The following is a 25899-nucleotide window of genomic DNA, read 5'->3' on the forward strand; positions in this document are numbered from 1 at the left end:
GCCGGCCGCCACTTGCGCGCCGCTCAGCGCCAGGTCGCGGCCGGCCGTCATGGCCAGGTCGCCGCTGGTGGCGAGCTGGCTCAGCTGGTGGGTCACGCTGTTGTCCTGCTCGGTGAAGCCCTGCACCTGCGACTGATAGGTGCTACCGGTCCGCACGGTGTTGAAGGCGATGTCGCGGCCGGCCGTGACGGTGGCGCTGGCGGCGCCGATGACGCCGCCCGTGTCGACGATGTCGCGCTTGGCGTCGAGCGTCAGCGCGCCCGTGGCGACGATGCCGGCCTGGTTCGACAGCGAGGTGTAACCGCCGCCGTTGACGGCGCCCGGACTGACGCCGCTGTACTCCTGTTTGATGCTCAAGGTCTGGTTGACGATGTCGCCGCCGGCCTTCAAGTCCAGCGCGCCGCCACGGATGGCGCCGCCCTGGTTGAGCAGGTCGCCCGCCGAGCTGAGCAGCGTGCGGCCGTTGGCGCCGTCGATCAGGCCGCCACGGTTGAGGATGGCGCCCTCGCTGGTGCTGATGCCGACGCCGTCGCCGGTGACCAGCGCGCCGCCGGGCTTGACGGCGCCGGCGCCGGCGTGGGCCAGGTAGACCTTGGGCACCAGCACCGTTTCCGTGCTGCCGTCGGGCAGCACGACGTTCTGGTTTTCGAGCCAGACGATGTCGCTGGTCAAGTGCGCCACCTGCTCGGCGCTGAGCACGATGCCGGGACGCAGGCCGAATTCCTTGGCGTAGCTGATGCCGCTGTTGAGCAGTTCCTTGTAGCGGCTGTCGTCGCTGGCGCCGTTCCGCGGCGCGCGGCCGGTCAGCTCGACCAGCTGCTCGCGCACCAGGCGCTGCTCGTAGAAGGCGTCGCCCAGACGCTTGTGCGTGGTGGCCGGGTCCATGTCCAAGGCCTTGAGCAGGTAGTCGCTGCCGGTCCATTGGCCGTGGTTGGCGAATTGCGGCCGGGTTTCGAAGATGTAACTGCCGTTGGCGTCGGGGTTGCGCACCGACAGGGGGCTGCCGCTGACCTTGACCAGCTTGGGATCGCCGCCCTGCTGGGCCAGCGGGTCGCCCTGCACGGCGCGAGCCGACTGGCCCAGGCTGGCGCCGGCGCGGCTGTTGACGTCGCCGAGGGCCTTGCCTTGCGGGCCGTTGTCGGCCACGCGCAGGCCCGCGACGGCGTCGTTGCCCTTGCCGCTGGCCCGGGCGCGCAAGGCGGCCTGCGCGGTGTTGGCGGTGCCGCTGGCGGCGGGATTGACGCTGGCGGCGGCGTCGTTGGCCGTGCCGCTGGCGGCCGCGTTGCCGTGGGCAGCGGCATTGTTTTGCGCGCCCGCCGCGACAGCGCGGGCCAGCAACGAACCGAAGTTGCCGGCGCCGCCGCCGCTGACCTGGCCGCCGCCGCCGGCGTTGTTGGCCACGCCGCTGGCGTTGGCCTGGCCGCCGCTGATGGGGTTGTAGCCGGCGGGGTTGCCGGTGGCCGTGGTGTCGCGCGCGGCGATATCGGCGCTGCTGCCGAGCATCTGGATGGCGTCGCGGATGTTGCCGGCCGTGCCGGTGGCAACGTCGACGTTGCTGAAGCTGCGGCCGCTGATGCTGACCCCCTTGCCGCCGGCGATCACGCCGCCGGCCATGCCGGTCACCATGTTGAGCGTCGGCATCGTATAGGCGACTTCCTGGTGCTCGTCGGTGTACCACTTGCCATCGAAGGTGTGGGTGCTATACAAGGTCACGCCTTCATTGCTGATCGCTGCGCCACCATCGACCGTCATGGCGCCGGTGGCCATGATGTCGCCGTAACGATTGGTGAGTGCCTGGCCGACCGTCAGGTGCATATCGCCGCCGGAAACAATCTTGGCGGCATTGCCGGCGCCCGGGGCAAGCTGATCCTCGACGACGACATGGTGGGCGGTGCGCGACACTTCCAGCTTGCCTGCCTGCGAAGCAACGGCGCGCAAGGTGTCACGGTTGATGACGCTGGTCGGATCGACGTAACCGGGCTGCGTAATGAAGCGCACACAGTTCGTGGTGCAATTGCCGTACTCGCCGGAATACTGGATGTCCGAGCCCTCCCAGTGGGTCACGTACTGGAGATAGACATAGGCGCCGGTCGGGTCGCCGCCGGCGTCCGGGTTGTGCTGGTCGTTAGTCCGAGTCGAATAATAGAGAACCCGCGTACCTTCGGTAGCGTGAATCCGCTCGCGATGACCGTAGGCGCTGTGCAAGCCTGTACTGACGCCGAAAAAGGCGGAGTCATTGGCATGTGTACGCAACACCACGCGGCCGATGGTGTTGCCATCTGGAAGCACAAATGGTGCGTCTTCGATGATATCGGCCGGGTTGACATAATAGGATTCGTGAGGCCAATAATTGGCCGCGCCGGTTTCAAAGCGTTCGTGGTTGTCGCCGTGGTGATACCAGCTCGGCAATACCATTTCCTTGGTTTCGTCGACCGTCTGCACCTTGACCAGGCTGATGTTTTCGCGAATGTTGTTGAGACTGGCGGCGTTCAGGCTCAGGTCGCCGGCCGCCTCGATGGTCGACGAGACGTTGTTGACCAGTCCGACGGCGGCGCCGCCCACGCCGTTCACCGTCATGCCGCCGGCGCTGTAAATGGCGGCGCCGGCGGTGTTGTTGAGCTGGCCGGCGACGTTCAGTTGCAGCGTCTCGGTGGCGCCCAGCAGGGCCGCCGCGCCGCTGTTGTTGAGGTTTTGCGCCGTCAGGCCGAGCTGGCCGCCGATGATGGCGTTGCTGTTGTCGATGGTGCCGCTGCTGCTGAGCACGACCACGCCGCTGCCGTTGATCTCGCCAGCGTTGTTCAGCTTGCCATCCGCCTTGATGCTCACGCCCTGCCCTTGCATCACGGCGCCGGCATTGTTGCTGACGTTCTTGCCGGACAGTTTGAGTTGCCCCACCGCTTCAAACTTCGCTTGGTTGACGATGTCGCCCGTCACCGTCAGGCTCAGGTCGCGGTTGGAGCGGAATTGCTGCGTGCCGCCCTGGGTATAGTCGCCGTCCATGCTCAGCGCCAGGTCGCGGCCGCCGAACAGTTCGCCGCTGCCCTGCATCACCTTGGTCGCCAGGTTCAGGTCGCGGCCGGTGGTGATGTGGCCGCCCTCGTTGCCCAGGTGCTCGGCGCTCAGGCTCAGGTCGGCCTGGGAATCGGCACCGGTGGCCAGCGTGCCGCCGTTGTTGTTGATCCGCTTGACGGCGATCTCGGCGTTGCCGCCGGCGACGATCTTGCCGCTATTGTTCAGGCTGGCCCCGGCCTGTTTGAAGCGCAGCGTGCCGGCGCTGTTGATCTTGCCCTGGTTGTCGAGCGCGCTGCCGATGGCCAGTTCCATGCCCCGGCCCGACTCGATGCTGCCGGCCGCGCCGTTCGACAGGGTCAACGCCGACAGCGTCAGTTTGCCGTTGGCGCCGATGCCACCATTGTTGTTGATCCAGGTTTTGCCGCCGACCCTGGTGTCGCCGCTGCCCAGGTTGACGATACGGCCGCTGCCGTTGTCGATGCTCTCGGCCACCACGCTCATTGCCGCGGCGCTGCCCAGGGCGGCGATGACGCCGCCGTCGTTGTCCAGCGCGCCCGTGGCGGCGAGCGTCAGGTCCTTGCCGGCCTGGATATTGCCGTGCCCGTTGTCGAGGACGCCGGCCAGCGTCAGCGTGGCCTTGCCGTCGGCGACGATCTTGCCGCCGCGGTTGCTCAGCTTCTTGCTGTGCAACACCAGGTCGCCGGCGGAATCCTTGGCCGTGGCGATCTGGCCGCCGTCGTTGTCGACCGTGTCGGCGACGATGGTGGCCAGGCCGGCGGCGACGATCTGGCCGCGGTTGTTCAGCGTCGCGGCGGCCTGGTCGAAGTGGATGCCGGCGCCGCCGTCGATGCTGCCGGCATTGTCGAGCTGGCTGGTGATGGCCAGTTCCATGTCGCCCGCCGCCGCGATGCTGCCGCCGCCGCCGTGTTGCAAGGTCTGCGCGCGCAACTCCAGCTTGCCGTTGGCGGCGATGCTGCCGCTGCTGGCGATGCCGCCGTCGCTGCCGATGAAGGTGTCGGCGTTGCCGACGTTGACGATGCGCCCGCCGCCGTTGACGATGGCCGCCGCCCGCACCTGCAAGGCGCTGGCGGCGCCCAAGGCTTCGAGCACGCCGCCGTCGTTGCTCAGCGTGCCGGCGGCGTTGATCCGCAGATTGCCGCCGGCCTGCGCCACGCCGCGCTGATTGTCGACGGTGCCGGCGCTGTCGATGCCGAGGTCGCCGCTGGCCAGCAGCTTGCCGCCGACATTGCTGACGCTTTGGGCGCGCACGTCGATGGCGCCGCCCGAGCCGGTGGCGGTGGCGATGCGGCCGCCGTCGTTGTCGAAGCTGGCGGCGGCGAAGGACGCGGCGGCGGCCACCATGCTGCCGTTATTGCGGAAGCCGGCGCCGGCCTGGTTGAAGTTGAGCGTGCCGCCGCTGCTGACGCTGCCACGGTTGTCCAGGCTCTGGCCAAAGCCCAGTTCGACATTGCCGATGCCGGCCAGCTTGCCGTTGCTGCCGTTGAGCAGGGTCTGCCCGCTCAGCTCCAGGCTGCCGTTGCCGGCGATGCTGCCCTGGTTGATCACGCCGCTCTGGCTGACCACGCGCATGGCGCCGCTGCCGACGTTGGCGATGCGGCCGCTGCCGTTGTCGATGGCGCCGGCCTGCACCACCAGCGTCGCGCCGCCGCCGAGCGCTTCGATGACGCCGGCGTCGTTGGCCAGCGCGCCGGACGCCGCCAGGCTCAGGGCGCCGCCGGCCTGCAGCAGGCCGGCGCTATTGTCGACGGCGCCGCCGACGCTGAACGCGGCGTCGCCGCCGGCCATCACGCTGCCGCCCCGGTTGCTCAGGCTCGCGCTGCTCAGCGTGATGCCGGCGCCGCCGTTGCGGGCCGTGGCGATCTGGCCGCCGTCGTTGTTGAAGGCGCCGGCCTGCAAGGCCGCCGGGCCGGCGGCGCTGATCGTGCCGCGGTTGTTGACCTGGGCCGTGGCCAATGTGAAATCGAGCCGGCCGCCGCTGCCGACGGCGCCGGCGTTGTCCAGCCGCTGGCCGACGGCCAGGGCCAGGTCGCGGCCGGAAACGACGTTGCCGCCGGCCTGGTTGTGCAGCGTGGCCGCGCTCAGCGCCAGCGTGCCGTTGCCGGCGATCAGGCCCGAGTTGAGCAGGCCGGTGCGCGCGCCGACCGTGGCCGCGCCAGCGCCGACGTTGACGATGCGGCCGGCCGTGTTGTCGATGGCGCCGGCCTGCACGCTCAGGCCGCTGGCCGCCGAGGCCGCTTCCAACACGCCGCCGTTGTTGTTCAGCGCGCCGCCGGCGGCCACCGTCAAGTCCTTGCCGGCCTGCACGGTGCCGCGGCTGTTGTCGAAGGCGTCGGCGATCGCCAGGCCGGCGTCGCCGCTGGCCAGCACGCTGCCGCCCCGGTTGCTCATGGCGGCGCTGCGCAGGACGATGGCCGAGCCGCTATCCTTCAACGTCAGCAACTGGCCGCCGTCGTTGTTGAACCTGCCGGCGGCGATGTTGCTCGTGCCGGCCGAGACGATCTGGCCGCTGTTGTTGACCTGCGCCGTGGTTTGACGGAAGTCCAGCGTGGCGCCGCTGTTGATGGCGCCCGCGTTGTCGAGCCGCTCGCCGACGGACAGCTCCAGCGCCCGGCCCGAGGCGACGGTGGCGCCGGCGCGGTTGAGCGCGCTGCGCGCCGCCAGCGCCAAGTTGCCGTTGCCGGCGATCAGGCCGCCGTTGCTCAGCGCGCCATCGGCCGTGACGGCGGCGTCGCCGCCGCCGACGTTGACGATGCGCCCGCCGCTGTTGTCGATGCTGCCGGCGTGCAGGAGCAGGGTGCCGGCCGCGCCGGCCGTCTCCAGGTTGCCGCCGCCGTTGTCGACGGCGCCGCCGGCCGCCAGCGCCAGCGCGCGTTGCGCCTGCACGCTGCCGCCGCGGTTGTCGGCCGCGCCGGCCAGTGTGAGCACGGCCGCGCCGTCGGCCAGCATGCCGCCGCCACGGTTGCTCAGGCTGGCCGCCGTCAGCGTCAGGTCGGCGTCCGAGCCGCGCACGGTGGCGATATGGCCGCCGTCGTTGTTGAAGCTGCCGGCCAGCAGGCTGGCCCGGCCGCCGGCGACGATGTTGCCGCTGTTGTGGACGCCGAGCGTGGCCTGGCGGAAGTCGAGCCGGCCACGACTGCTGATGTCGCCCTGGTTGTCGAGTCGCCGGCCGACGTCGAGCAGCAGTTCGGCGCCGGCGGCGATGCCGGCGCCGGCGCTGTTGCGCAGCGTGCCGGCCGCCACGACCAGCGCGCCGTTGCCGGCGATGGTGCCGCCGTTGAGCAGTTCGGCGGCGGCGCCGACGGCGGCGCCGCCCGTGCCGACATTGACGATACGGCCGTCGACGTTGACCATGCCGCCGGCCTGCACGCGCATCCGGCTGGCGGCGCCGGCCGCTTCGATCAAGCCCTTGCCGTTGTCGAGGACGCCGCCGGCGGCCATGCCGACGTCGCGGCCGGCCTGGATGGTGCCGCCCGTGTTGTTCAAACCGTCCGCCACGGTGAAGACGACGTCGCGCCCGGCCTGCATGCTGCCGTCCCGGTTGCTCAGGCTGTGGCTGTCGAGGACGATATCGCCGGCCGAGCGTTGCAAGGTGGCGATACGGCCGCCATCGTTGTTGAAGTCGAGCGCGCTCAGCCGCATGTCGCCGGCGGCGAAGATCTGGCCGCCGTTGTTGACCTGGGCCGTGCGCTGGCTGAAGTCGAGCCGGCTGGCGCCGTTGATCGCGCCGAGGTTGTCGAGCCGCTCGCCGATCCCCAGGCTGAGCGCGCCGGCGGCGGCGATGGTGGCGCCGACGCGGTTGTCGAGGCGGCGCGCGTCCACTGCCAGCGTGCCGGCGCCGGCGATCAGGCCGCCATTGACGATGCCGCCGTCGGCCGTCACGCTGGCCTTGCCGGCGCCGACATCGACGATGCGCCCGGCGCGGTTGTCGATATCGGCCGCGCGCACGGCCAGCGTGGCATTGGCGGCCAGCGCCTCGACGACGCCGTGGCGATTGTCGAGGGCGCCGCCGGCCCCCAGCGCCAGGTTTTGTCCGGCCTGCACAATGCCGCGCGCATTGTCGATCGCGCCGTTGACGGTGAGCACGGCGTTGCGGTCGGACAGGATCACGCCGTCCCCATTGCCCAGGCCGCCGCCGGCGATGACGATGTCGCCGCCGCCGCCCTTCAGCGTGGCGATCTGGCCGCCGTCGTTGTCGAGCCGGCCCGCGCTATCGATGCCGAGCCGGCCCATGGCGACGATCCTGCCGCCGCTGTTATCGACGCCGCCGCCGGCGCCGATGTGCAGGGCGGCGCCGCTGTTGATGTTGCCCGCGTTGTTGAGTTGGCCCACGGTCAACGCCATCGCCCGGGCGGACACGATCGCACCGTCGGCGCTGTTGATGGCCAAGGCGGCGCCCAGCTCGAGCGTGCCGTTGCCGCCGATCAAGCCGCTGTTGTAGACCACGGCGCTGGCGCTGACGGCGGTGGCGCCGCCGCCGGCGTTGACGATGCGACCGGCGGCGTTGTGGATGCTGGCGGCGCCGAGCGTCAGCGCGCCGGTGCCGCCGACCGCTTCGATCAGGCCGGCGCTGTTGTCGAGCACGCCGCCGGCGAGCAGACGCAGGTCGCGGCCGGCCTGCAGCGTGCCGCCGGCATTGTCGACCTTGTCGGCCACGTTGAGGCCGGCGTTGCCGCTGGCGATCACGCTGCCGCCACGGTTGTCGAAGCTGGCGCTGTCGATCGCCAAGTCGGCGCCGCTGCCCGCCGTGGTGGCGATCTGCCCGCCGTTGCGCAAGCCGTGCGCCGTCAGGCTGATGCTGCCGCCGGCGAAAACGCGGCCGTGGTTGTCCACCTGCGCCGCCGCCCCGTCCAGCCACAAGGCGCCCCCGCTGGCGATCAGCCCGCCGTTGTCGAGCCGTCCGCCCACGCTCAGATGCATCGGCCCCAGCGCGCTGAGCTGGCCGTCGTTGCCGACGGTCGCCGCGCGCACGTCAAGGGCGCCGTTGACGCTGATCTGGCCGCCGTTGGCGAGCACGGCGGCGTCCAGCAGGCTGTCGCCGCTGCCGCTGTTGATGATGCGCCCGGCATGGTTGTCGAGTGAGCCGGCGCGCACGACCAGTTGGCTGGCGCCGCCGGCCGCCTCGATCAGGCCGCCACGGTTCAGCACGGCTCCGCTCGCCTCGACGCCGACGTCGCCGCGCGCCTGCAGCAGCCCGTCCCGATTATCGAACTGCCCCGCCTTGGCGTACAGCAGCGCGTCGTGGTCGGCCACGATGCTGCCGAAACGATTGCTGAGCGCGTTGGCGGCGAGACTCAGCCGGCCGCCGCCGCCCTCCGCCGTCAGCATGCGGCCGCCGTCGTTGTTGATGCCGGCCACGGCCATGTCGAGGTCGTGGCCGGCGATGATCTGGCCGCTATTGTTGAGCTGCGCCCCGGCTTGGCGGAAGTCGAGGTCGTGGCCGCCGGCGATGCCGCCGCGGTTGTCCAATTGCGCGCGCACGGCCAGCGTCAGGTCGCCGGCCGCCGTCACGCTGCCGGCCGACTGGTTGTCCAGCGTCGCCGCCGCCACCGTCAGACGGCCGTTGGCACCGATCAGGCCGCTGTTGCGGATCCGCCCCCGGCTGTCGATGCTGGCCGCGCCGCTGCCGGCGTTGACGATGCGCCCGCCGTCGTTGTCCAGGCTTGCCGCCCGCAGTTGCAGCGTGGCCGCCGCCGCGATGGCTTCGATCACGCCGCCTTGATTGTCCAGCGCGCCGCCGGCATTCAACTGCAGCGCCTGGCCGGCCTGGATCACCCCGCCGCCATTCTCAAGGGCGCCGCTGGCGCCCACCGTGCCGGCGTCGCCGACGACGATCTTGCCCAGCCGGTTGTCCAACGCCGCGCTGTCCAGCGTCAGGTCGCGGCCCGACGTCAACACGCCGCCGTGGTTGTCGAAGGCGCCGGTATGCAGGGTGGCGGTGCCGGCCACCTGCCAGACGCCGTCGCGCGCGCTGGTGGCGCCACTGTCGAGCCGCAGTTCGCCCAGCACCGTCAACTTGCCGGCCGCGCCGACGATGCTGCCGCTGCTCAAGGTCAAGCCGCCGGCCGTCTCGAGCAGGCCGCCGTGGTTGTCGAGCTCGCCGCCGACGCCCAGCCGGCCGCCGCCGGCGCCGCTTTGACGCAGGACGCCGCCGCTGTTGTCAAGCGCGCCGCCGGCCGCGATGGCGAACTGGCCGGCTTGCAGCAAGCCCCGGCTATTGTCCAGCCGGGCCAGCGTGGCGTCCAGCCTGCCGCCCACCAGCAGACGGCCGGCATGGTTGTCAAACCCGTCGACACGGGCGCTGAAATCGTGGGCCACGTTGAGTTGGCCGTCGCGATTGCTGAAGTCCGCCCCATGCAAGCTCAGCCGGTCGACATTGACGCGGCCGCCGGCGTTGTCCAGCCCGCCCGCGTCGAGCGCGACGGCGCCGCCGGCGACGATCTGGCCGGCGTCGTTGTTGATCCGGCCGGCCACGCGCAGGCTGCCGTCCGCCACCGGCGCCGGTGCCGGCGGCTGCCCGCCGCCGACGTCCGTGTTGCCGCCGTTGTTGCCTGCGCCCGTGCCGTTGCCGCTGTCGTCGCCCGTGCCCGTCCCCGTGCCATTGCCATTGCCATTGCCCGCGCCATTGCCGTTGCCCGTGTCCGCACCGCCGTCGACGCTCGCCGGCGCCAACGCACCGATCTGTCCGCCGTGCGAGTTCAGCACGCTGGCGGCCTGCACCGCCAGCGCCGCGCCTCCGCTTTGCAGCAACTTGCCGGCCTGATTGTTGAAGCCGCCGGCCATACTGCTCAGCGCAAAGCTGCGCGCCTGCATGGTGCCGCCGGCATTGTCGATATCGCCCTGCGCCGTCAGCTCGGCCATGCCCGCGCTGCTGAGCAAGCCGCTGTTGCGCACGCTGGCGCCGCGCACCTGCAGCGCCGACGCGCTCAGCGTGCCGCCATTGACCAGCCCGGCCGCCGCCTCCAGCGTCAGGCGCTTGCCGGCGTTGACGCTGCCGCTGTTGGCCAACGCCGCGCCGCTGGCCAGGGCGACGTCGGTGACGCCGTCGATCTTGCCGCTGTTGACAATACCTTCGTCCGCCTGCAAGCGCAATTGCGCGCTGGCGGCCAAACTACCGCTGTTCTCCAGTCGGCCGGCGCTGGTCACCACCAGCTCGCCGGCGCCGGCGCCCAGACTGCCGGCATTGCGCACGCCGACGCCGGCCTCGGTGCCGACCAGCATGATCTTGTTGGCATACATGCCGCCCAACAGGCTGGCATCGATGCCGTAGCGCGGTGCGCCGCCATCGACGCCGGCGGCGGCCGGTAGCGCCGTGGCGACCCGCGCCGCGTCCACCTGGTTGGCGCCGGTGATGACCGTCAGTTGCTGCGCCCACAGACCGGCGTTCACGCTCAGCGAGCGGGCGATCAGCTCGGTGTAATCGGTGCGGCGCGCGTCCAGTCCGCCGCCCTGGATGCCGATCTCGCCGCGCTGCACGCGATAGCCGTCGATGGCGCCATCCTTCAGCACCGGCGCGCCGGTGGTCAAGGTGGCGCGGCTGACGTTGATGAAGCCGGCGCCGTCGACGACGATGCCGGCCGGGTTGGCGATCACCGTCTCGGCGCGGCTGCCGGCCACCTCGATGTAACCGCGCAACTGGCTGGGCGCGCTGGAGTTGACTTCGTTGAGGATCACGCGGGCGCTGCCATGGGCCATCCAGGGATTGCCGTCGACCCAGCCGCCAAGCTGGGTCTGCACCGGCACGCGCGAATTGTTCAGCACGGCACCGGCGCCGGACACGTCGAACTGGCGGTAGACATTGCGCGACACACCGGCCGCACTCGGCGTCTGCACGTTGACCTGCAGCACGCCATTGGCCGTGTTCAACACCGTCGCCTGCAGCCGTCCGGCGGCGGTCGGGTCGGCGACGATCTGCGCCGCCGCCGGGCCGCCCAAGCCGAACGCCCCCAACAAGGCCAGCGCCATGGCGCGCCGGCGCGTCGCCGGGCCGCCGGCCAGCCCGGCCGGCGCGGCGCCCGACGATGCCGCCCCTTCGCCCTTGCCGCAACTGCGCGCGTTCTCCTGCACGGCCATGCACATGCCGCGGGCTTGGTTGAAGATGATGCGATAGCGAAGTTTGTTCATGGCATTCCCTTGCGCGTTGGCGCGCAGCGGGCCGGCGGCGCAAGGCCGCGGGCGAAGATTGATCGAAGTAGATTAGTAGGCGTAATTCAGGCTGAAGCCGCTGGCCACGGCCGCCGTGCGGAAGTGTTCCGGCTTGCGCAGGGGTTTGCCGGCGAATAACTCGTATTGCAGGCCGTGCCACTGGCCGCGCCAGCCCATGGCGGCGCCGGCCAGGCTGGTGCCGGCCAGCAGCGCCGCGCTGGGTCCGGCCACCTGGCCGTAATCGACGCCCAGGTAGAGCTGCTGGCCGCCGCCGATGCTCCAGCTCAGCTCGTTGCGCAGCGACCAGCCGCGCTCGGCCGACAAGCTGGTTTCGCCGTCGAAGCCGCGCACCGTGTAGCGCCCGCCGATGGCGAAGCGGTCCTGTGGGATCAGGCGGCTGCGATTCCACTGCGCGCGCCAGTTGGCCTGGTATTGCAGCTTGGCGCCGGCCAGGGCGAACGGCAGCGTCAGGCTGGCGTCGGCGTTGACCAGGGCGGGCCGCGCCGTGCCCTCGCCGAACTCCTCTTCCGGCGCCGGCAAGGTGCCGAAGGCGTGGGTGCCCCGCTTGTACAGCAGATTGGCGTCGAGCGTGGCATCGCCGATGAATTCCTTGTGGGTCAGGCTCAGCTCGAAGCCGCCCATCCGGCGCCGCTGCACTTCCACCTCGGTGTCGTCGATGAAGTTGTTACTGCGGCGTTGATAGGCCCGCAGCGCGGCGCCACTCTTGCGCGCCGCGTCGCGGTACAGCACGCGCGCCAGCTTGAATTCGATATTACGGCTGCTGCCGCTGTAGATGTAGGTCTGGTTGGCGCCGGCGATGGCCTGGTGGTAGCGGTAGTCATTGGCCGTGCCGGAAAACAGCCAGTAACCGGCCGGCACGGAAAAGTGCAGCGCATAACTGCGCGTGCCGTGTTCGCCGCGCCGGCGCTGGCCGCCCAGATCGCGGTTGGCGCTGACATAGAACAGCTCCTGCCAGCCCAGCAGATTGTCCAGCGACAGCGTGGCGCCGCCCTGCATCTTGCCGGTGCTGTCACTGCCGCTATCGTCGGCCGACAGGCTGAGCCGGGCGGGAAAGCCCTGTCGCCATTTGATCAGCAGGTCGCTGTCGCCGGGCTGCTCGCCGGGCACGATGTCGATGTCGGCATCGGCCGTGGGGACGCGCTTGAAGTTCTCCAGCGCCTGCTCGACGTCGCTCAGCCTGAGCAGGTCGCCCGGCCGCGCCGGCAACGCCGTCGCGTAGGACGCCGGCGGCGGCCGCGAGCCGTCGGCCTGGGCGGCGAAGCGGATCGCGCGGATACGCCCGGGCACCAGCAACAAGGCCAGTTCACCACCGCGCAAATCCTGCGGCGCCGCCAGCACGCGGCCGGTGACATAGCCGGCGCCGATCAACGCATTCTGCACCTTGCCGATCACCGTGTTGATGCCGGCCGTGCCCAGGCACAGGCCGGCGGCGTCGCGCACGGCGGCCAGCGCCCAGTCGAAGCGGGCCGCGCCGTCGCCTTGCAGCACCATGCGTTGGATGGGGAAGCACGGCGACTCGTCCTGCGCATAGCCGGCGGCGGGCGCGACGGTGGGCCTGGCCAGCCGCACATCGGGTTTGCTCTCGTTGGCCTGCTCGCTCTGGGCTTTTTCCTTCTGTTGCTGGCGCAGCAATTGTTGGGTCGCGATGTCTGGTGTTATCTGGGCCAGCGCTTGAGCGCTGGCAATGCCGGACAAAAGAATCACGCTGGACAGCAGCGTGCTTGGATATTGCATGCATTGCCTTAATGAATTAATAATTGTACAGAAGTATGTACTTATTATTTCCTTAAGGCAATATTTATTGATTGTTTTAACTCGAAACCTGTCATGTTTGACAGGTCCTTTGCCTGAGTGGGGTCTTGCCCGCCGCGCGACGGCGACCGATCCCGCGACAAATTTTACTGGAAATTTCGACTATATTTCAGGGAAATGTTTCGCTGAAATTGCCCAACCATCACTATTGCAGTACTTGCAATCCGCTATACTCTACGTCCCTGCCTCAATCTACGGAACAGCCATGCTTCATCACATCTCCATCGGCGTACGCGACCTGGCCCTGGCCAGCGAATTTTATGACGCCGCCCTCGGTGCGCTCGGTTTCCGCCGCGTGTTCGAGGACGACACCGCCACCGGCTACGGCCTGGAGGACGACAAGGACCTGCTCTGCCTGAAGCTGCGGCCCGACGCCACCCCGCCCGGCGCCGGCTTCCACTTGGCCTTCGCCGCGCCCACGCGCGCGGCGGTGGACGCCTTCCACGCCGAGGCACTGCGCGTCGGCGGCAAGGACAACGGCGCGCCCGGCCTGCGCGAGGACTACGGCGACCACTACTACGCCGCCTTCCTGATCGACCCGGACGGCCACCACATCGAAGCCGTCATCAACCGCCCGCTGGCCTAGGCCGGCGCGGCCCGAATGGCCTGAATGGCCTGAATGGCCTGAATGGCCTGAATGGCCTCAGTGGCCTCAGTGGCCGCCGCCCAGATAGGCGGCGATCACCTTCGGATCGGTCTTCAAGCTCTCGGCCGGACCGTGCACCGAGATGCTGCCGTTCTCCAGCACATAGCCGTAGTCCGCCACGTTCAGCGCGGCGGCGGCGAACTGCTCGACCAGCAGCATCGTCACGCCCTCCCCCTTGAGCCGCGTGATGATGCGGAACACCTCCTCCACCAGTATCGGCGCCAGGCCCATCGACGGCTCGTCGAGCAGGATCACCTCCGGGTTGAGCATGACGGCACGCGCCATCGCCAGCATCTGCTGCTCGCCGCCGGACAAGGTGCCGGCCAGCTGGCCTTGGCGCTCCTTCAGGCGCGGAAACAACTCCAGCGCCTTTTCCAGATCGTGTTTGATGTCGCCCTTCGGCCGCGCCCCGATATAGCGCGGGAAGGCGCCGAGCAGCAGATTGTCGCTCACCGTCATCGAGGCGAACACCCGCCGCCCCTCCGGCGAATGGGCCAGGCCGGCGCGCGCGATGCGGTGCGAGTCCAGCCCGGTGACGTCCTTGCCGCCCAAGGTGACGCGGCCCTCCTTCGGTTTCAGCATGCCCGAGATGGCGCGCATGGTGGTGGTCTTGCCGGCGCCGTTGGAGCCGATCAGCGTCACCAGCTTGCCCTTCGGGACCTCCAGCGAGATGCCGTGCAGGACTTCGACTTTGCCGTAGGCGGCGTGCAGATTGGAGATCGATAGCATGGCGGTTCCTGGTCAATGTGCTGCGGGCGCGGCTTCGGCGCTGCCGCCAAGGTAGGCTTCGATCACCTTCGGATCGCTCTGCACGGCGGCCGGCGCGCCCTCGGCGATCTTCTGGCCGAAGTCGAGCACCGTCACCACATCGGACAAGGCCATCACCACGTCCATGTGGTGCTCGATCAGGATGATGGTGATGCCGTGGTCGCGGATCTTGCGGATGATCGCCATCAGCTCCTTGATATCGGGCGCGGTCAGGCCGGCGGCCGGTTCGTCGAGCAGCAGCAGGCGCGGGCTGAGGCCGAGCGCGCGGCCGATCTCCAGCAGGCGCTGCTTGCCATACGGGAGATTGCGCGCCTCCTCGTTGGCCATCGCCGACAGGCCGACGAAGTCGAGGATGCTGGCGGCCCGCTCGCGCGCCGCCTTCTCCTCGCGGCGGTAGCGCGGCGTTTGCAGCATCGCGTCCAGCATGTTGGAGTGGAAGGTGTTGTGCAGGCCGACCAGCACGTTCTCGGTCGCCGTCATCTCACCGAACAGCTGCACGTTCTGGAAGGTGCGCGCCACGCCGCCCAACGCGATCTGGGCCGGAGTGCGGCCGGAAATCAGCGCGCCGGCGAAGCTGACCTGGCCGCCGGTCGGCTGGTAGATCCCGGTCAGCACGTTCATCATCGTGCTCTTGCCCGAACCGTTGGGGCCGATCAGGCCGTGCACCGAGCCCTGCGTCACCGTCAGGTCGACCTGGTTGAGCGCCTTCAAGCCGCCGAACTGCATCAGCACCCGCTCAAGCTGCAGCAATGTCGCGCCGCTGGCGCCGCCCTTGGCGCGCGCGAACGGCTCCACATGGCTGCCCGCCACCAGCGACTTGTCGTGCACCGGGCCGCGTCCCAGCAAGCTGAGTAAAAAGCCGACGATGCCGTCCTGCAGATAGTAGACGACGAACAGCGTCATCAGGCCGAACACGGTGAGGCGCCAGTCGACGATGTTCTCCAGCTTGAAGGAGAAGGCCGCCATGCCGATGGTGGCGACCAGCGGCACCAGCACGCCGCGCAGCGTGCTGCGCCCCTTCGCCAGCATCAGCGCCGAGCCGAGCACGCCCAGCATGGCGGCGGCGACGGCGATCTTGCGGAACAATTCGATGTCGGCCAGCAGGCTGGGCAGCATGACCACGATCAGCGCGCCGATCAGCGAACCGGAGCGGGTCTTGCGGCCGCCCATGATCACCGCCAGCAGGAACATGATGGTCAGCTCGAAGTTGTAGGTGTTCGGCGAGATGTACTCCTCCGAATAGGCGTACAGGCTGCCGGCCAGGCCGGCGAAGCCGGCGCTGATGACGAAGGCGTAGACCTTGTAGCGGTACACCGAGACGCCCATGCAGTCGGAGGCGATCGGGCTGTCGCGCAGCGCCTCGAAGGCGCGCCCCAGGTGCGACTTGAGGATGCGGTGCACCACGATCAGCGACAGCACCATCAGCGCCGCCACCAGGTAGAAGTAGCCGACCTCGCTCAGCTTGGTCCCGAACAGCACCGGCTTGCCGATCTTGATGCCCATCGGCCCCTCGGTGAGGAAGCTCATCTCGTTGATCAGGATCTGGATGATGGTGCCGAAGGCCAGCGTCACCATCGCCAGATACGGCCCGGTGACACGCAGCGCCGGCAGCGCCAGAATGGCGCCGAAGATGGCGGCGCCGGCGACGCTGGCCGGAATCGCCAGCCAGAACGGCGCGCCCAGCTTGAACACCAGCACGCCGGTGGCGTAGGAGCCGATGCCGAACAGGCCGGCGTGGCCCAGCGACACCTGGCCGGTGTAGCCGACCACGATGTCCAGGCCGAACAGCAGGATGGCGTAGATCAGGATGGTCTCGGCCAGGTGGATGTAGTAGGGATTGGGGATCAGCACCGGATACAGCAGCAGCAGCGCCGCCAGGCCGATCACGCTCGTCGCGAGAATTTTCTTGTTCATGCTCAGACCTTCTTGATGGCGGCTTTGCCGAACAGGCCGGACGGTTTGATCGCCAGCACCAGCAACAGCAGCAGCAGGCCCGGCACTTCCTTGTAGCCGGTCGAGATGTAATAGCCGGTCGCCGTCTCGGCGACGCCGAGGATCAGGCCGCCGACAATGGCGCCCATGCCCGAGGTCAGTCCGCCGATGATCGCCACGGCGAAGGCCTTCAGCCCCAGCGAGGCGCCCATGGTGGCGCCGGTCAGGGTCAGCGGCGCCACCAGCACGCCGGCAAAGGCCGCCGTGGCCGACGACAGCGCGTAGGAAAAGGTGATCACCATGCCGGTGTTGATGCCCATCAGGCCGGCGGCGTCGCGGTCGTTGGCGGTGGCCACCACCGCCTTGCCGTAGATCGATTTGCGGTTGAAGATCTCCACCGCCGCCATGATCGCCAGCGCGCCGACGATCACCGCCACCTGCATCGGCTGCACGTTGGCGCCGAGGATCTGGAACGGCGTCGAGCTGAGCGGCGAGGGAAAGGTCAGGTCGTCCTTGCCCCAGATGTTCTCGGCGACGTTCTTGAAGATGATCGCCAGGGCGATGGTCGACATGATCCAGCCGAACTCGGACTTGATCTTGATCGCCGGCCGCACGCCTATCCATTCGACGAACACGCCCTGCAGCGCGCCGAACACGATGACGATGGGGATCATCAGCAGGTAGCTGACATATGGCCCGCCGTGGATGTTGCCGACCAGGCTGAGACCGACCAGCGCGCCCAGCATCAGCGACTCGCCCTGGCCGAAGTTGAGCGTGCCGGAGGTGGCGAAGGTGAGTTGGTAGCCGAACGCGATGACGGCGTAGATCATGCCGAGCGCGATGCCGCTGAAAGCCAGTTGCAGGAAGATGTCCATGAGTGCACCCACGTTGGAAAAACGGCTCAAGAAAAAGGCCAGGCTTGAATCCTCAAGGCTGGCCCGGACGCGGCAAAGCTGGTGCGCTGGTGCGACTATTTGGCCAGCACCACTTTGCCGTCCTTGACCTCGCCGAACACCGTCACGTCGGCGGTGATGGCCTCGTGGTTGTCCTTGCTGAACGGTTTCGAATAGGAGGTGACCACGCCGTCGATCTTGTCGCTCATGTTCTCCAGCGCGGCCCGCACCTTCGGCCCGTCGGTGCTGCCGGCCTGTTTGAAGGCGGCCACCAGCAGGTAGATCGAATCATAGCCCTGCGCCGCCGAAACGGGCGATGGCATGCGGTCGCCGGCCGGCTTGTAGGTCTTCACGTAGGCCTCGATGAAGGCCTTGCGCTTGGGCGTGGTCGGGTCCTGGATGAAGGTCTGCGGCATGCGCGTGCCGTTGCCGTTCTTGCCGGCGTTGTCGATGAAATTGGCCATCGACAGGGTCCAGCTGCCGATCAGCGGCACCTTCCAGCCCAGCTTCTCCATGCCGTTGGCGATCTGCGCCAGCTCGGGGCCGATGCCGTAGGTCAGCACCACCTCGGCGCCGGCCTGCTTGGCCTTGAGCAGCTGGGCCGTCATGTCGACGTCCTTCAAGTTGTACTTCTCCACCGCGACCGCCTTGACGCCCTTCTTCTCCAGCGCCTTCTCCAGGTCCTCGCGGCCCAGCTGGCCGTAGTTGGTCGAGTCGGCGAGAATCGCCACCTTCTTGAACTTGCGGCTGTCGATCGCCTCCTGCACGATCATGCCGGACTGGATGGTGTCGTTGGCGGCGTTGCGGAAGATGTAGTTCTCCGCCTGGTCGGCGAACTGTTTGGTGACGATGGAGCCGGTGGCGACGTTGTTCATCACCGGGATCTTGGCCTCCTGGTAGAAACGCTGCGAGGCCAGCGCCACGCCGGTGTTGATGTAGCCGACCGTGGCGGCGACCTTCTCCTTGTTGATCAACTCCTGGGCGATCTGCACGCCGCGCTCGTTCTTGGCCTCGTCGTCGCGCTCGATCAGCTGGATCTGGCGGCCCAGCACACCGCCCTTGGCGTTGATCTCGGCGACGGCCAGCTTGACGCCGTCGCGCATCGACACGCCCATCGGCGCCGAACCGCCGGTGAAGGGGCCGGACACGCCGATCTTGATGGGCTCGGCCGCCATGGCGCAGGCCGAGAAACCGAGTACCGCGCTTGCCACAAACAATTTCATCTTGAAATTCATCTGTCATCTCCTGTGATACAACGTTTTTATAGTCGTACGCTGGATAGCCGCCCCATCGATGGGCCATTGTAGGGGACTAGTCTTTTGGCAGCAACAGATAGCTGTGACGCGACGCAGCACGCCGAATGTCAGCATGCCGTAAGGAAATAATGAGGAAAATCCGTGACTTAGGCCCGGGAAGTGCCGTCACGTCCCGGCGTGTTGGCGGCTCAGGGCTCCGGGCGGCGGTGGCGCAGCGCGTGGGCGGCCTCGCGCATCTGCACCTCGGCCAGCGCCTCGTTGCGTTCGAAGCCCATCGAGCCGTCGCGCAGGCCGAGCGCCATGGCCATCACCGCCTCGGCATATTCGAGATCGGCCGCCTTCTCGATCCAGCGGCGCGCCGCCAGCTCGTCGCGCGCCACGCCCTCGCCGCTGAGCAGCATGTTCGCCAGGACGAACATCGCCGCCGGCACCTGGCGCTTGGCGGCGAACTCCAGCCAGCGCGCCGCCGCCCGGCTGTCGCGCGCCACGCCCATGCCGTTGCGGTACATCAGGCCCAGATAATAGGCCGCCGCCGGATCGCCCGACTTGGCCGCGCCGCCGAACAGGGCCAGCGCCTTCGGCCAGTTGGCCGGCGTGCTGGCCGAACCGCGCAGATACTGCTTGCCCTCGTCCACCGGCCTGGCCGGCGCGACCACGCCGGCACTGGTCGCAGCGGCGCCGGCAGTCGCCGCCGCGCTGCCGGCCGCAACGCCGGCCGCAACGCCGGCCGGCATCAACGCGGCCAGCAAGGCCAGCGCGGCGACCGACTTGCCGGCCAGCGCGGCGGCGGATTTGATCGAGGTCGGCGGCGTCATTTGCTCAAGTCCAGCGCGTACAACGCGAAGCCCTTGCCGCCGCCGTCGTCGGCGCGCAGCAAGGAGACGTTATCCAGGCCGGCGTCGCGCGCCAGTTCCAGCATGCCGGGCGCCGAGTGGAACACCACCGCTGCGCGCATCGTCGCGCGGGCGAAGCGCCAGCTGCGGCTGGCGCCGTGCGTCGCGCGCCGCAATTCCTTGGCCGCCTGGATGTAGGCGATCAGCACGTCGCGGCTGTTGTCCGGCGAGGCCAGCACGGTCTTGCTGCCATCCAGGCCGGGGAAGCCGCCGCCGCCGCTGGCGCGGAAGTTGTTGGTGGCGACCAGGAACTCCTGCGCCGCCATGACCGGCTGGCCGCGATAACGCAGGTCGCGAACGCGTTGGCCGGCCGGCTGCGTCACGTCGATCTGGTAGCGCACCTCGGCGCTGGTCAGCATGTCGAAATTGAAGCCGGCGAAGGCGCTGTTGACCAGCTCCTGCACCGCCGTCTGGCTCGGGTCGATGCGGTTGAAACGCTCGGCGCCCTTCTCCAGCCAGGCGCTCAACTCGGCGCCGTTGACCTTCACGCCGTACAGCGCGTTCGGATACAGGTACAGGTCGGCGGCGTTGTTGAGGGCGACCGCGCCGGCCGCCACGTCGGTGTAGTCGCCCACGCCGGCCGCGCCGGTCTTGAACGGCGAGGCCATCGACAGCACCGGCAGCTCGGCGTACTGCGGCAGGTTGGCCTTGACGTAGTCGGCCAGATAGGCGGCCTGCGCCTGGTTCACCAGCGTGATCGCGCTGGCGTCGCCGACGTCGGCGAAATAGGTCGACATGCGGAAGTCGCTGCGCCCGATCGGCGTTTTGACATAGGCGATGGTGGCCTGGTGCTCGGCGGCGATCAAGGCGGCGAAGGCCGGATCGGCGGCGACGAAGCTGCGGTCGGCGTTCTGGATGGCGCGCGCCTCCACCGTGGTGCGCGCCTTATCCACCGTCCAGGCCTTGCCGTCGAAGCGCAGGCGCAGGCCGATCACGCCCAGATGCTTGCCCCACAAATTGGCCATCACCGTCGGCACGCCGTGCACCGTGCCCTTGACCTTGTCGACACCGGGCAGGTTGAACTGCGGCAGCGTGCTGGCGGCGTTGGGGAACAGCTGGTGCGAATGGCCGATCAGCAGCGCGTCGAGGCCGGCCACCTGGGCCAGGTGGTAGCTGCCGTTCTCCATCGCCGGATCGTAGGGGCTGTCGTCCAGGCCGCCGTGCGAGATCGCCACGACCAGATCGGCGCCGCGCGCGCGCATCTCGGGGATGTACTTCTGCGCCGTCTCACGCACGCCCTCGGTGTAAACACGGCCGGCCAGCCAATGCTTGTCCCAATCGAGGATCACGGGCGGGGCGAAGCCGATGATGCCGACCTTGATGGTCGCCTCGACGGGCCGGCCGTCCGGGCCGCTGGCGCGCACCCGCTTGTCGATGATGCGGTAGGGCGCGAACAGCGGCCGCCGCGTCTTGCTGCTGTAGACGTTGGCCAGCACCAGCGGGAAGCTCGGCCCGGCGCAGCGCGGCGCGGCGGCGTCGACGCCGTCCACCTCGAACTGGCTGCCGGTGACTTGGCTCAGATAGGCCAGGCCGAAGTTGAATTCGTGGTTGCCGATGCCGCCGCCCTCCACGCCGAGCAGGTTCATCGCCTGGTAGATCGCCAGCGCGCGTGCGCACGGGACCGGCGCCACCAAGGCCTGGTAGTCGGCCAGCGCGCTGCCCTGGATGGCGTCGCCGTTGTCGAGCAACAGCGTGTTGACGAACTCGGCGCGCGCCTGGCGCACCAGCGTGGCGGTGCGCTCCAGGCCGATGGCCGGCTCGGCCTTCAGCTTGTAGTAGTCGTAGCCGAGCACCGTGGCGTGCAGGTCGGTGGTCTCCAGCAGCGCCAAGGTGGCCTCGCTGCCGGCCGCCGGCGCGCGCGGCAGCCCGGCGCAGGCGGACAAGGCGGCGGCCAACAGGACGGGCAAGGCGGTGCGGCGTGGGCTAGGGCGCATGGGGAAGACGGAAGCGGATTCTTGAGTAGCAGCATGATACGCAGTGCCGCCCGCCGCATCAAGTTCGTTCTGCCGTGGCTGTCATTAATTTTTACACAACTAGGCGGATTGGCTTACAGGAAATATGCAAGTCATTGATTATTCAGGGAATATTTTTTGGCATGCGATATGCTCGGACGCTCCTGGCGACCCCAGCACCCTCCCCATCCACGTCCGACCTATCTGCGCGAGGCTCAAGTGAACCTGTCCTGCCATCTATTCCAACACAAGCTCGGCCACCTGGTGGCGCCGCTATTCGCGCTGGCCTTGGCGCTGGCGCCCCTGCACGCCGCGCGCGCCGCCGTGATCGACGTCAGCGCCTCGACCAACGCGCTGAGCGTCGGCCAGGACGTGCTGCTCAACTTCGCCATCAGCGGCCTGTCGGGCGCGCCCGGCGATTCGCTCAGCGCCTTCGACCTGGACATCCTCTACGACCACGCCGTCCTGCAACTGCGCGACGTCAGTTTCATCGACCCGCTCAGCCACACCAACCTGCTGGAACTGCCGGAACCGGGCAGCTTCGCCTTCCTTGGCGACGCCATCGACCAGGCACCGCGCATCGACGCCTTCGGCCTGTCCGGCAACAGCGCCGCCGTGCTCGACGCCGACCAGGCCAACGCCTTCACGTTCCTGACCCTGACCTTCCGCGCCGTCGGCAGCAGCCTCGCCACCGGCGTCGCCATCGACACCCTCGATCCGGCCCTGCTGTTCGTCGACAGCGGCGCCGGCACGCTGGCGGCGACCATCCGCGCGGCCGGCGTCACGCTGGTGGTCAACCAACTGGCGGTCAACGCGGCGGAACCGGATTCGCTGCTGTTGCTGCTGGCCGGCGCGACGGCGCTGCTCACACTGCGGCGGCTGCCGCTGCAGCCGCTGCGGCCGCGCCGCGCCAGCGTAGCGGCCGGCGCCGCCGTCCGCGCCAGCCTGCTCGCGCTGGGCCTGGCCGGCGCCCCGCCGGCCGGCGCGCAAACGCCGCCGGCCGCCGCGCCGCCCAGCCAACAGGGGCAAACCGTGCCGCCAGCGCGCCAGACGCCGCCCGACCGGGCCGCGCCGGCCCTGCTCGCCGAACCAGTCGACGGCATGATCGTCGCCGTGCAGGGCCACCGCGCCCAAGTTCGCCTGCGCGGCGGCGGCCTGCGCTGGTTCTCGACGGGCGCCGCGTTGACGCCGGCCCAGGTCGGCAAGCGCGTCAGTGGCATTGCCGTGGCCAAGGGCGATGCCGTCGTGCTCGAACAGTCCTGGATAGCCAACTGAATCAACACCGTCCCGATCAGGAGTCCACCATGCGCTTCGAACCCATGCACCAATCCGTCCTGCTGTTCATCCTGGCCGCCGGCCTGCGCGCCGCGCCGGCGCCGGCGCAGACCAGCTCGCCCTTCCCGCCGCCCGACGAGCAGCTCGGCACCTATGTCGCCAACGCCGGCCCCGGCCTCGACACCGGCTGCACCTTTCGCGGCGGCGGCCCGCTATTGATCCACCTGCCGCTGCCGGTGCTGGTCAACCCCAAACAACTGAACCCCGACGGCACGCTGAAGAACGCCGCCAAGCTGGTCGCCGACGGCGTGCTGTCGGCCCAGGCCACGGTGCGCTTCCCCGTCTTCGACATCGACGACAAGGCCGTCACGCCAGGCTTCGCGCCCGAGGTCGACCGGGTCACCTTCAACGGCCGCTTCAAAAAAACGCTGGAGGGCTTCAACAACACCTGGACCGACGACTCGCTGGTGGTGCCCATCGAGGAGCTCAAGTTCGGCCAGGACAACGAGCTGCGCATCGACATCGACACGGCCAACCCGAACGGCGAGTTTTGGTGCATGGCGGTCGACTGGATCTCGGTCGAGTTCGACGTGACGCCGCCCTACGTGGTGCAACACGGCATCTCGGCCAACGCCAGCACCTGGGAGGGCGCCTCGGCGCCCGGCGTGTTGGCCGCGCTGGACAAGCGCGGCGTGCTCTACACCCGCTTCTCGCTGGGCACGGCGGCCAAGGGCAACGGTTCGGTGGCGGCCAACGCGGCCGAGCTGCAGACCGACATCGGCAAGTTCCTCGAACCGCTGAAAAGCAAGCAGGTCAACGTCATCGCCCACAGCAAGGGTGGCCTGGACACCCAGGCCATGCAGGCGCTGGCGCCGGATTTCACCATCGTCTCGCTGTCGACGCTGTCGACGCCGCACCTGGGCAGCGTGGCGGCCGACCTGTCCATCGTGCAGAAGCAGAAGGCCGACGACAAGGTCAACGCCGGCACCGACCCTCACGGCTACGTCGCCAGCTACGTCGACACCTGGACCTTCGGCCAGGGACCGCAATTGCCCGGCCTGGCCGACCTGACCACCTACGCCGCCACCGCCGCCCTCAGCACCGGCCAGCGCGGCAACATCGCCGGCACCTACACCATCGGCGCCGACGCCGACCTGAACGGCGACAACGACCTGACCAGCAACGAGTCGACCCCGCTGTTCCCGGCCGCCGCCCACTACGCCGCGCGCCGCGCCTGGCTGGTGCTGCGCGACTTCGCCTCGGCCAAGATGACGCTGACCACCGTGCCCGGCAAGCTGTGGGGCACGCGCACCGTGCTGACCTACACCGCCGTCGAGACCAGCACCGCCCAGGCCAACGACATCGTGGTGACGGAAAGCTCGGCCAACCCCGGCTACGGCACGCCGCTGGGCGACAGCATGGCCAACCACAGCACGGTCAAGAGCGGCGCCAACGTCGACACCATCCTCGACACCACCATCCCGCTCCGGTAGCGCGCCGCCCACCACTACGATAGGATACCGACTGCCATGAACACCCTCACCCCGCCACTTCCGCTACCCGGCCAGGGCGCGCCCGCCGCCCTCTGGCCGCTGTTGCAGCCGCTCTTGCGGCCATTCTTGCAGCCGCCCGCCCGCCTGCTGGCGCATCGGCTCGCCCGCTTGCCGGGCTTGATGCTCCTGCTGGCCCTGTGCCTGTGCCTGTTCCTGCCCGGCGGCGCCGGCGCCCAGACCGTGCCCGTCGCCCTCAACCTGCCCACCAGCGTCAGCGCCGACGTGCTGCCCGGCGCCACCACGCTCGACCTGCCCTTCGCCGTCAGCGGCGCCGACAGCCTGCAGTTCGACCTGATCGTGCCGGTCGACGGCGCCAGCTTGGCCCTGCTCGACCCGAGCGGCGCCGAGGTGCTGGCCTCGGGCGACCCGCGCCTGGCCTTCCACCCCGGCAGCGCGCAGACGCCGCCGCTGCCGGGCGGCGTGTTCGTCGCCGCAACCCTGGCCGCGCCGGCCGACGGCACCTGGACATTGCGCCTGCGCTTCCCCGCCGCCAGCGGCCCCACCGCCGTGCTGGGCACCATCATGGCGCGCTCGCGCTACCAGGCCGGCATCGCCATCGAGCGCACCACCCTGCTGGTTGGCGAGGACGTCTCGATCGGCATGGTGGTGCTCGACAACGGCCGGCCGATCACCGGCCTGGCACCGACCATCAGCGTCGGCGCCGCCGCCGCCGTGCCGGCCAGCGACGACGGCCACGCCCCCGACGGCCTGGCCGACGACGGCGTCTACAGCATCGACCACACCTTCACCGCGCCCGGCCTGGTCGACATCAAGGCCAGCGTCAGCATCCCCACCGCGAACGGCCCGGTGCTGCGCCTGGCCAGCGCCCAGGTGCGCGCGGTGGCGCCGCTGCTGAGCGCCAGCGCGGTGCGGCTCGACACGCTGCGCGGCGTCGACGACTGCGTCAGCGCGCTGCGCGTCGGCGTCGACTTCAGCGTGCTGGCGCCGGCCACCTACGCCACGCTGGTGCGCCTGAGCGCGCCCAACGGCCGCAGCATCGACGTGCGCAAATCGATGGCGATGGGCGCCGCCGGCGCCACCGTCGAGGCCAGCTTCAGCGCCGCCGATATCCGCAGCCGGTTGGCCAGCGACGGTCCCTACACCGTCAGCCGCATCGACACGTTGCAACTGGGCGGCGACGAGCTGCTGTTGGCCTTCCGCCGGCTCGATGCCGGCAGCTTCGACGTCGCCCTGGCCGCGCTGTGCACGCCGCCCATCCTGCTGGAGGCGAGCCTGGTCTTCACGCCGCTACTCAGCGACGGCTATATCGCCTCCTTCGACCTGAGCTTCCCGGTGACGATCAACACGGCCGGCTTCTACCAGATATCCTTCAAGCTGGTCGGCGCCAGCGGTGCCGACATCGAGCTGGTCAACGCCTCGCGCGCGCTGACCAAGGGCGTCAACCAGGTGCACGTCAACGTCGCCTCGCCGCGCTTCCTGCTGGTCGACGGCCCCTACCGCGCCATTTCGCTGCTGGTGTTGCAGGGCGCCACCAGCGCCCGCCTGTCCAACCTTGGCGCCAGCGCGGCCTACTCGCGCTGGCAGTTCCTGCCGGTCCGCGCGGGCGACCTGGACGGCGACGGCGCGGTCGGCCAGGCCGACGTCGACACATTGGCCGGCTTCCGTGGCGTGCGGGCGCTGGTGCCGGGCGACCGCCGCGACCTCAACCGCGACGGCGTGATCGACCTGCGCGACGCCCGTCTGCTGCAGTCGCTGCGCTGAG

General features: G+C 69.4%; 12 protein-coding genes. 4 read left to right on the forward strand and 8 right to left on the reverse strand.

Annotated features, from left to right (window positions below; genetic code table 11):
* Both H7U20_RS26735 and H7U20_RS26740 read right to left on the reverse strand, forming a co-directional pair.
* A partial coding sequence (locus H7U20_RS26735; protein WP_199762188.1) for a two-partner secretion domain-containing protein occupies nt 1-11154 on the reverse strand: 11154 nt, incomplete at its 3' end.
* A 72-nt stretch (nt 11155-11226) separates the two neighbouring features.
* Complete coding sequence (locus H7U20_RS26740) at nt 11227-12930, reverse strand: ShlB/FhaC/HecB family hemolysin secretion/activation protein (protein ID WP_199762189.1); 1704 nt, start codon at nt 12928-12930, stop codon at nt 11227-11229.
* A 283-nt stretch (nt 12931-13213) separates the two neighbouring features.
* On the opposite strand from H7U20_RS26740, the gene H7U20_RS26745 reads away from it, so the two are divergent.
* The gene (locus H7U20_RS26745; protein ID WP_199762190.1) at nt 13214-13594 is read left to right on the forward strand and encodes a VOC family protein; all 381 of its coding nucleotides are present in this window, start codon (nt 13214-13216) and stop codon (nt 13592-13594) included.
* A 66-nt stretch (nt 13595-13660) separates the two neighbouring features.
* Here H7U20_RS26745 and H7U20_RS26750 read toward each other — a convergent pair whose 3' ends face one another.
* From H7U20_RS26750 to H7U20_RS26775, 6 genes are all read right to left on the reverse strand, one after another.
* A complete protein-coding gene (locus H7U20_RS26750) occupies nt 13661-14383 on the reverse strand; it encodes an ABC transporter ATP-binding protein (RefSeq protein ID WP_199762191.1) in 723 nt (240 codons plus the stop codon).
* 12 nt (nt 14384-14395) lie between these two features.
* Nucleotides 14396-16336: a branched-chain amino acid ABC transporter ATP-binding protein/permease gene (locus H7U20_RS26755; RefSeq protein WP_199762192.1), complete on the reverse strand. Its 1941-nt coding sequence runs from the start codon at nt 16334-16336 to the stop codon at nt 14396-14398.
* A 2-nt stretch (nt 16337-16338) separates the two neighbouring features.
* Nucleotides 16339-17229: a branched-chain amino acid ABC transporter permease gene (locus H7U20_RS26760; protein WP_199762193.1), complete on the reverse strand. Its 891-nt coding sequence runs from the start codon at nt 17227-17229 to the stop codon at nt 16339-16341.
* Nucleotides 17230-17324: 95 nt separating this feature from the next.
* Nucleotides 17325-18482 (reverse strand): ABC transporter substrate-binding protein, encoded by a 1158-nt coding sequence (locus H7U20_RS26765; protein ID WP_199762194.1) that lies wholly within the window; start codon nt 18480-18482, stop codon nt 17325-17327.
* Nucleotides 18483-18691: 209 nt separating this feature from the next.
* Nucleotides 18692-19318: a tetratricopeptide repeat protein gene (locus H7U20_RS26770; protein ID WP_199762195.1), complete on the reverse strand. Its 627-nt coding sequence runs from the start codon at nt 19316-19318 to the stop codon at nt 18692-18694.
* Nucleotides 19315-21330 (reverse strand): bifunctional 2',3'-cyclic-nucleotide 2'-phosphodiesterase/3'-nucleotidase, encoded by a 2016-nt coding sequence (locus tag H7U20_RS26775; RefSeq protein ID WP_199762196.1) that lies wholly within the window; start codon nt 21328-21330, stop codon nt 19315-19317. Before H7U20_RS26775 ends, H7U20_RS26770 begins: the two co-directional genes overlap by 4 nt.
* A 168-nt stretch (nt 21331-21498) precedes the next feature.
* On the opposite strand from H7U20_RS26775, the gene H7U20_RS26780 reads away from it, so the two are divergent.
* From H7U20_RS26780 to H7U20_RS26790, 3 genes are read left to right on the forward strand one after another with little or no spacing between them, the layout of a single operon-like run.
* Nucleotides 21499-22623 (forward strand): hypothetical protein, encoded by a 1125-nt coding sequence (locus tag H7U20_RS26780; RefSeq protein WP_199762197.1) that lies wholly within the window; start codon nt 21499-21501, stop codon nt 22621-22623.
* Between the two features lie 29 nt (nt 22624-22652).
* Nucleotides 22653-24116 carry an esterase/lipase family protein gene (locus H7U20_RS26785; protein ID WP_199762198.1) on the forward strand — a complete coding sequence of 488 codons (1464 nt, stop codon included), beginning with the start codon at nt 22653-22655 and terminating at the stop codon, nt 24114-24116.
* A gap of 36 nt (nt 24117-24152) precedes the next feature.
* Complete coding sequence (locus tag H7U20_RS26790; protein WP_199762199.1) at nt 24153-25898, forward strand: choice-of-anchor X domain-containing protein; 1746 nt, start codon at nt 24153-24155, stop codon at nt 25896-25898.
* The last annotated feature ends 1 nt before the right edge of the window (nt 25899 follow it).

This window comes from Rugamonas violacea, from assembly GCF_016461825.1.
Taxonomy (GTDB): domain Bacteria; phylum Pseudomonadota; class Gammaproteobacteria; order Burkholderiales; family Burkholderiaceae_D; genus Rugamonas.

Bases quoted from the DNA above. Each gene is read 5' to 3' on its own strand.
- H7U20_RS26740 (WP_199762189.1), bottom strand. From the start codon at position 12,930: ATGCAATATCCAAGCACGCTGCTGTCCAGCGTGATTCTTTTGTCCGGC.
- H7U20_RS26745 (WP_199762190.1), top strand. From the start codon at position 13,214: ATGCTTCATCACATCTCCATCGGCGTACGCGACCTGGCCCTGGCCAGC.
- H7U20_RS26750 (WP_199762191.1), bottom strand. From the start codon at position 14,383: ATGCTATCGATCTCCAATCTGCACGCCGCCTACGGCAAAGTCGAAGTC.
- H7U20_RS26755 (WP_199762192.1), bottom strand. From the start codon at position 16,336: ATGAACAAGAAAATTCTCGCGACGAGCGTGATCGGCCTGGCGGCGCTG.
- H7U20_RS26760 (WP_199762193.1), bottom strand. From the start codon at position 17,229: ATGGACATCTTCCTGCAACTGGCTTTCAGCGGCATCGCGCTCGGCATG.
- H7U20_RS26765 (WP_199762194.1), bottom strand. From the start codon at position 18,482: ATGAATTTCAAGATGAAATTGTTTGTGGCAAGCGCGGTACTCGGTTTC.
- H7U20_RS26770 (WP_199762195.1), bottom strand. From the start codon at position 19,318: ATGACGCCGCCGACCTCGATCAAATCCGCCGCCGCGCTGGCCGGCAAG.
- H7U20_RS26775 (WP_199762196.1), bottom strand. From the start codon at position 21,330: ATGCGCCCTAGCCCACGCCGCACCGCCTTGCCCGTCCTGTTGGCCGCC.
- H7U20_RS26780 (WP_199762197.1), top strand. From the start codon at position 21,499: ATGCTCGGACGCTCCTGGCGACCCCAGCACCCTCCCCATCCACGTCCG.
- H7U20_RS26785 (WP_199762198.1), top strand. From the start codon at position 22,653: ATGCGCTTCGAACCCATGCACCAATCCGTCCTGCTGTTCATCCTGGCC.
- H7U20_RS26790 (WP_199762199.1), top strand. From the start codon at position 24,153: ATGAACACCCTCACCCCGCCACTTCCGCTACCCGGCCAGGGCGCGCCC.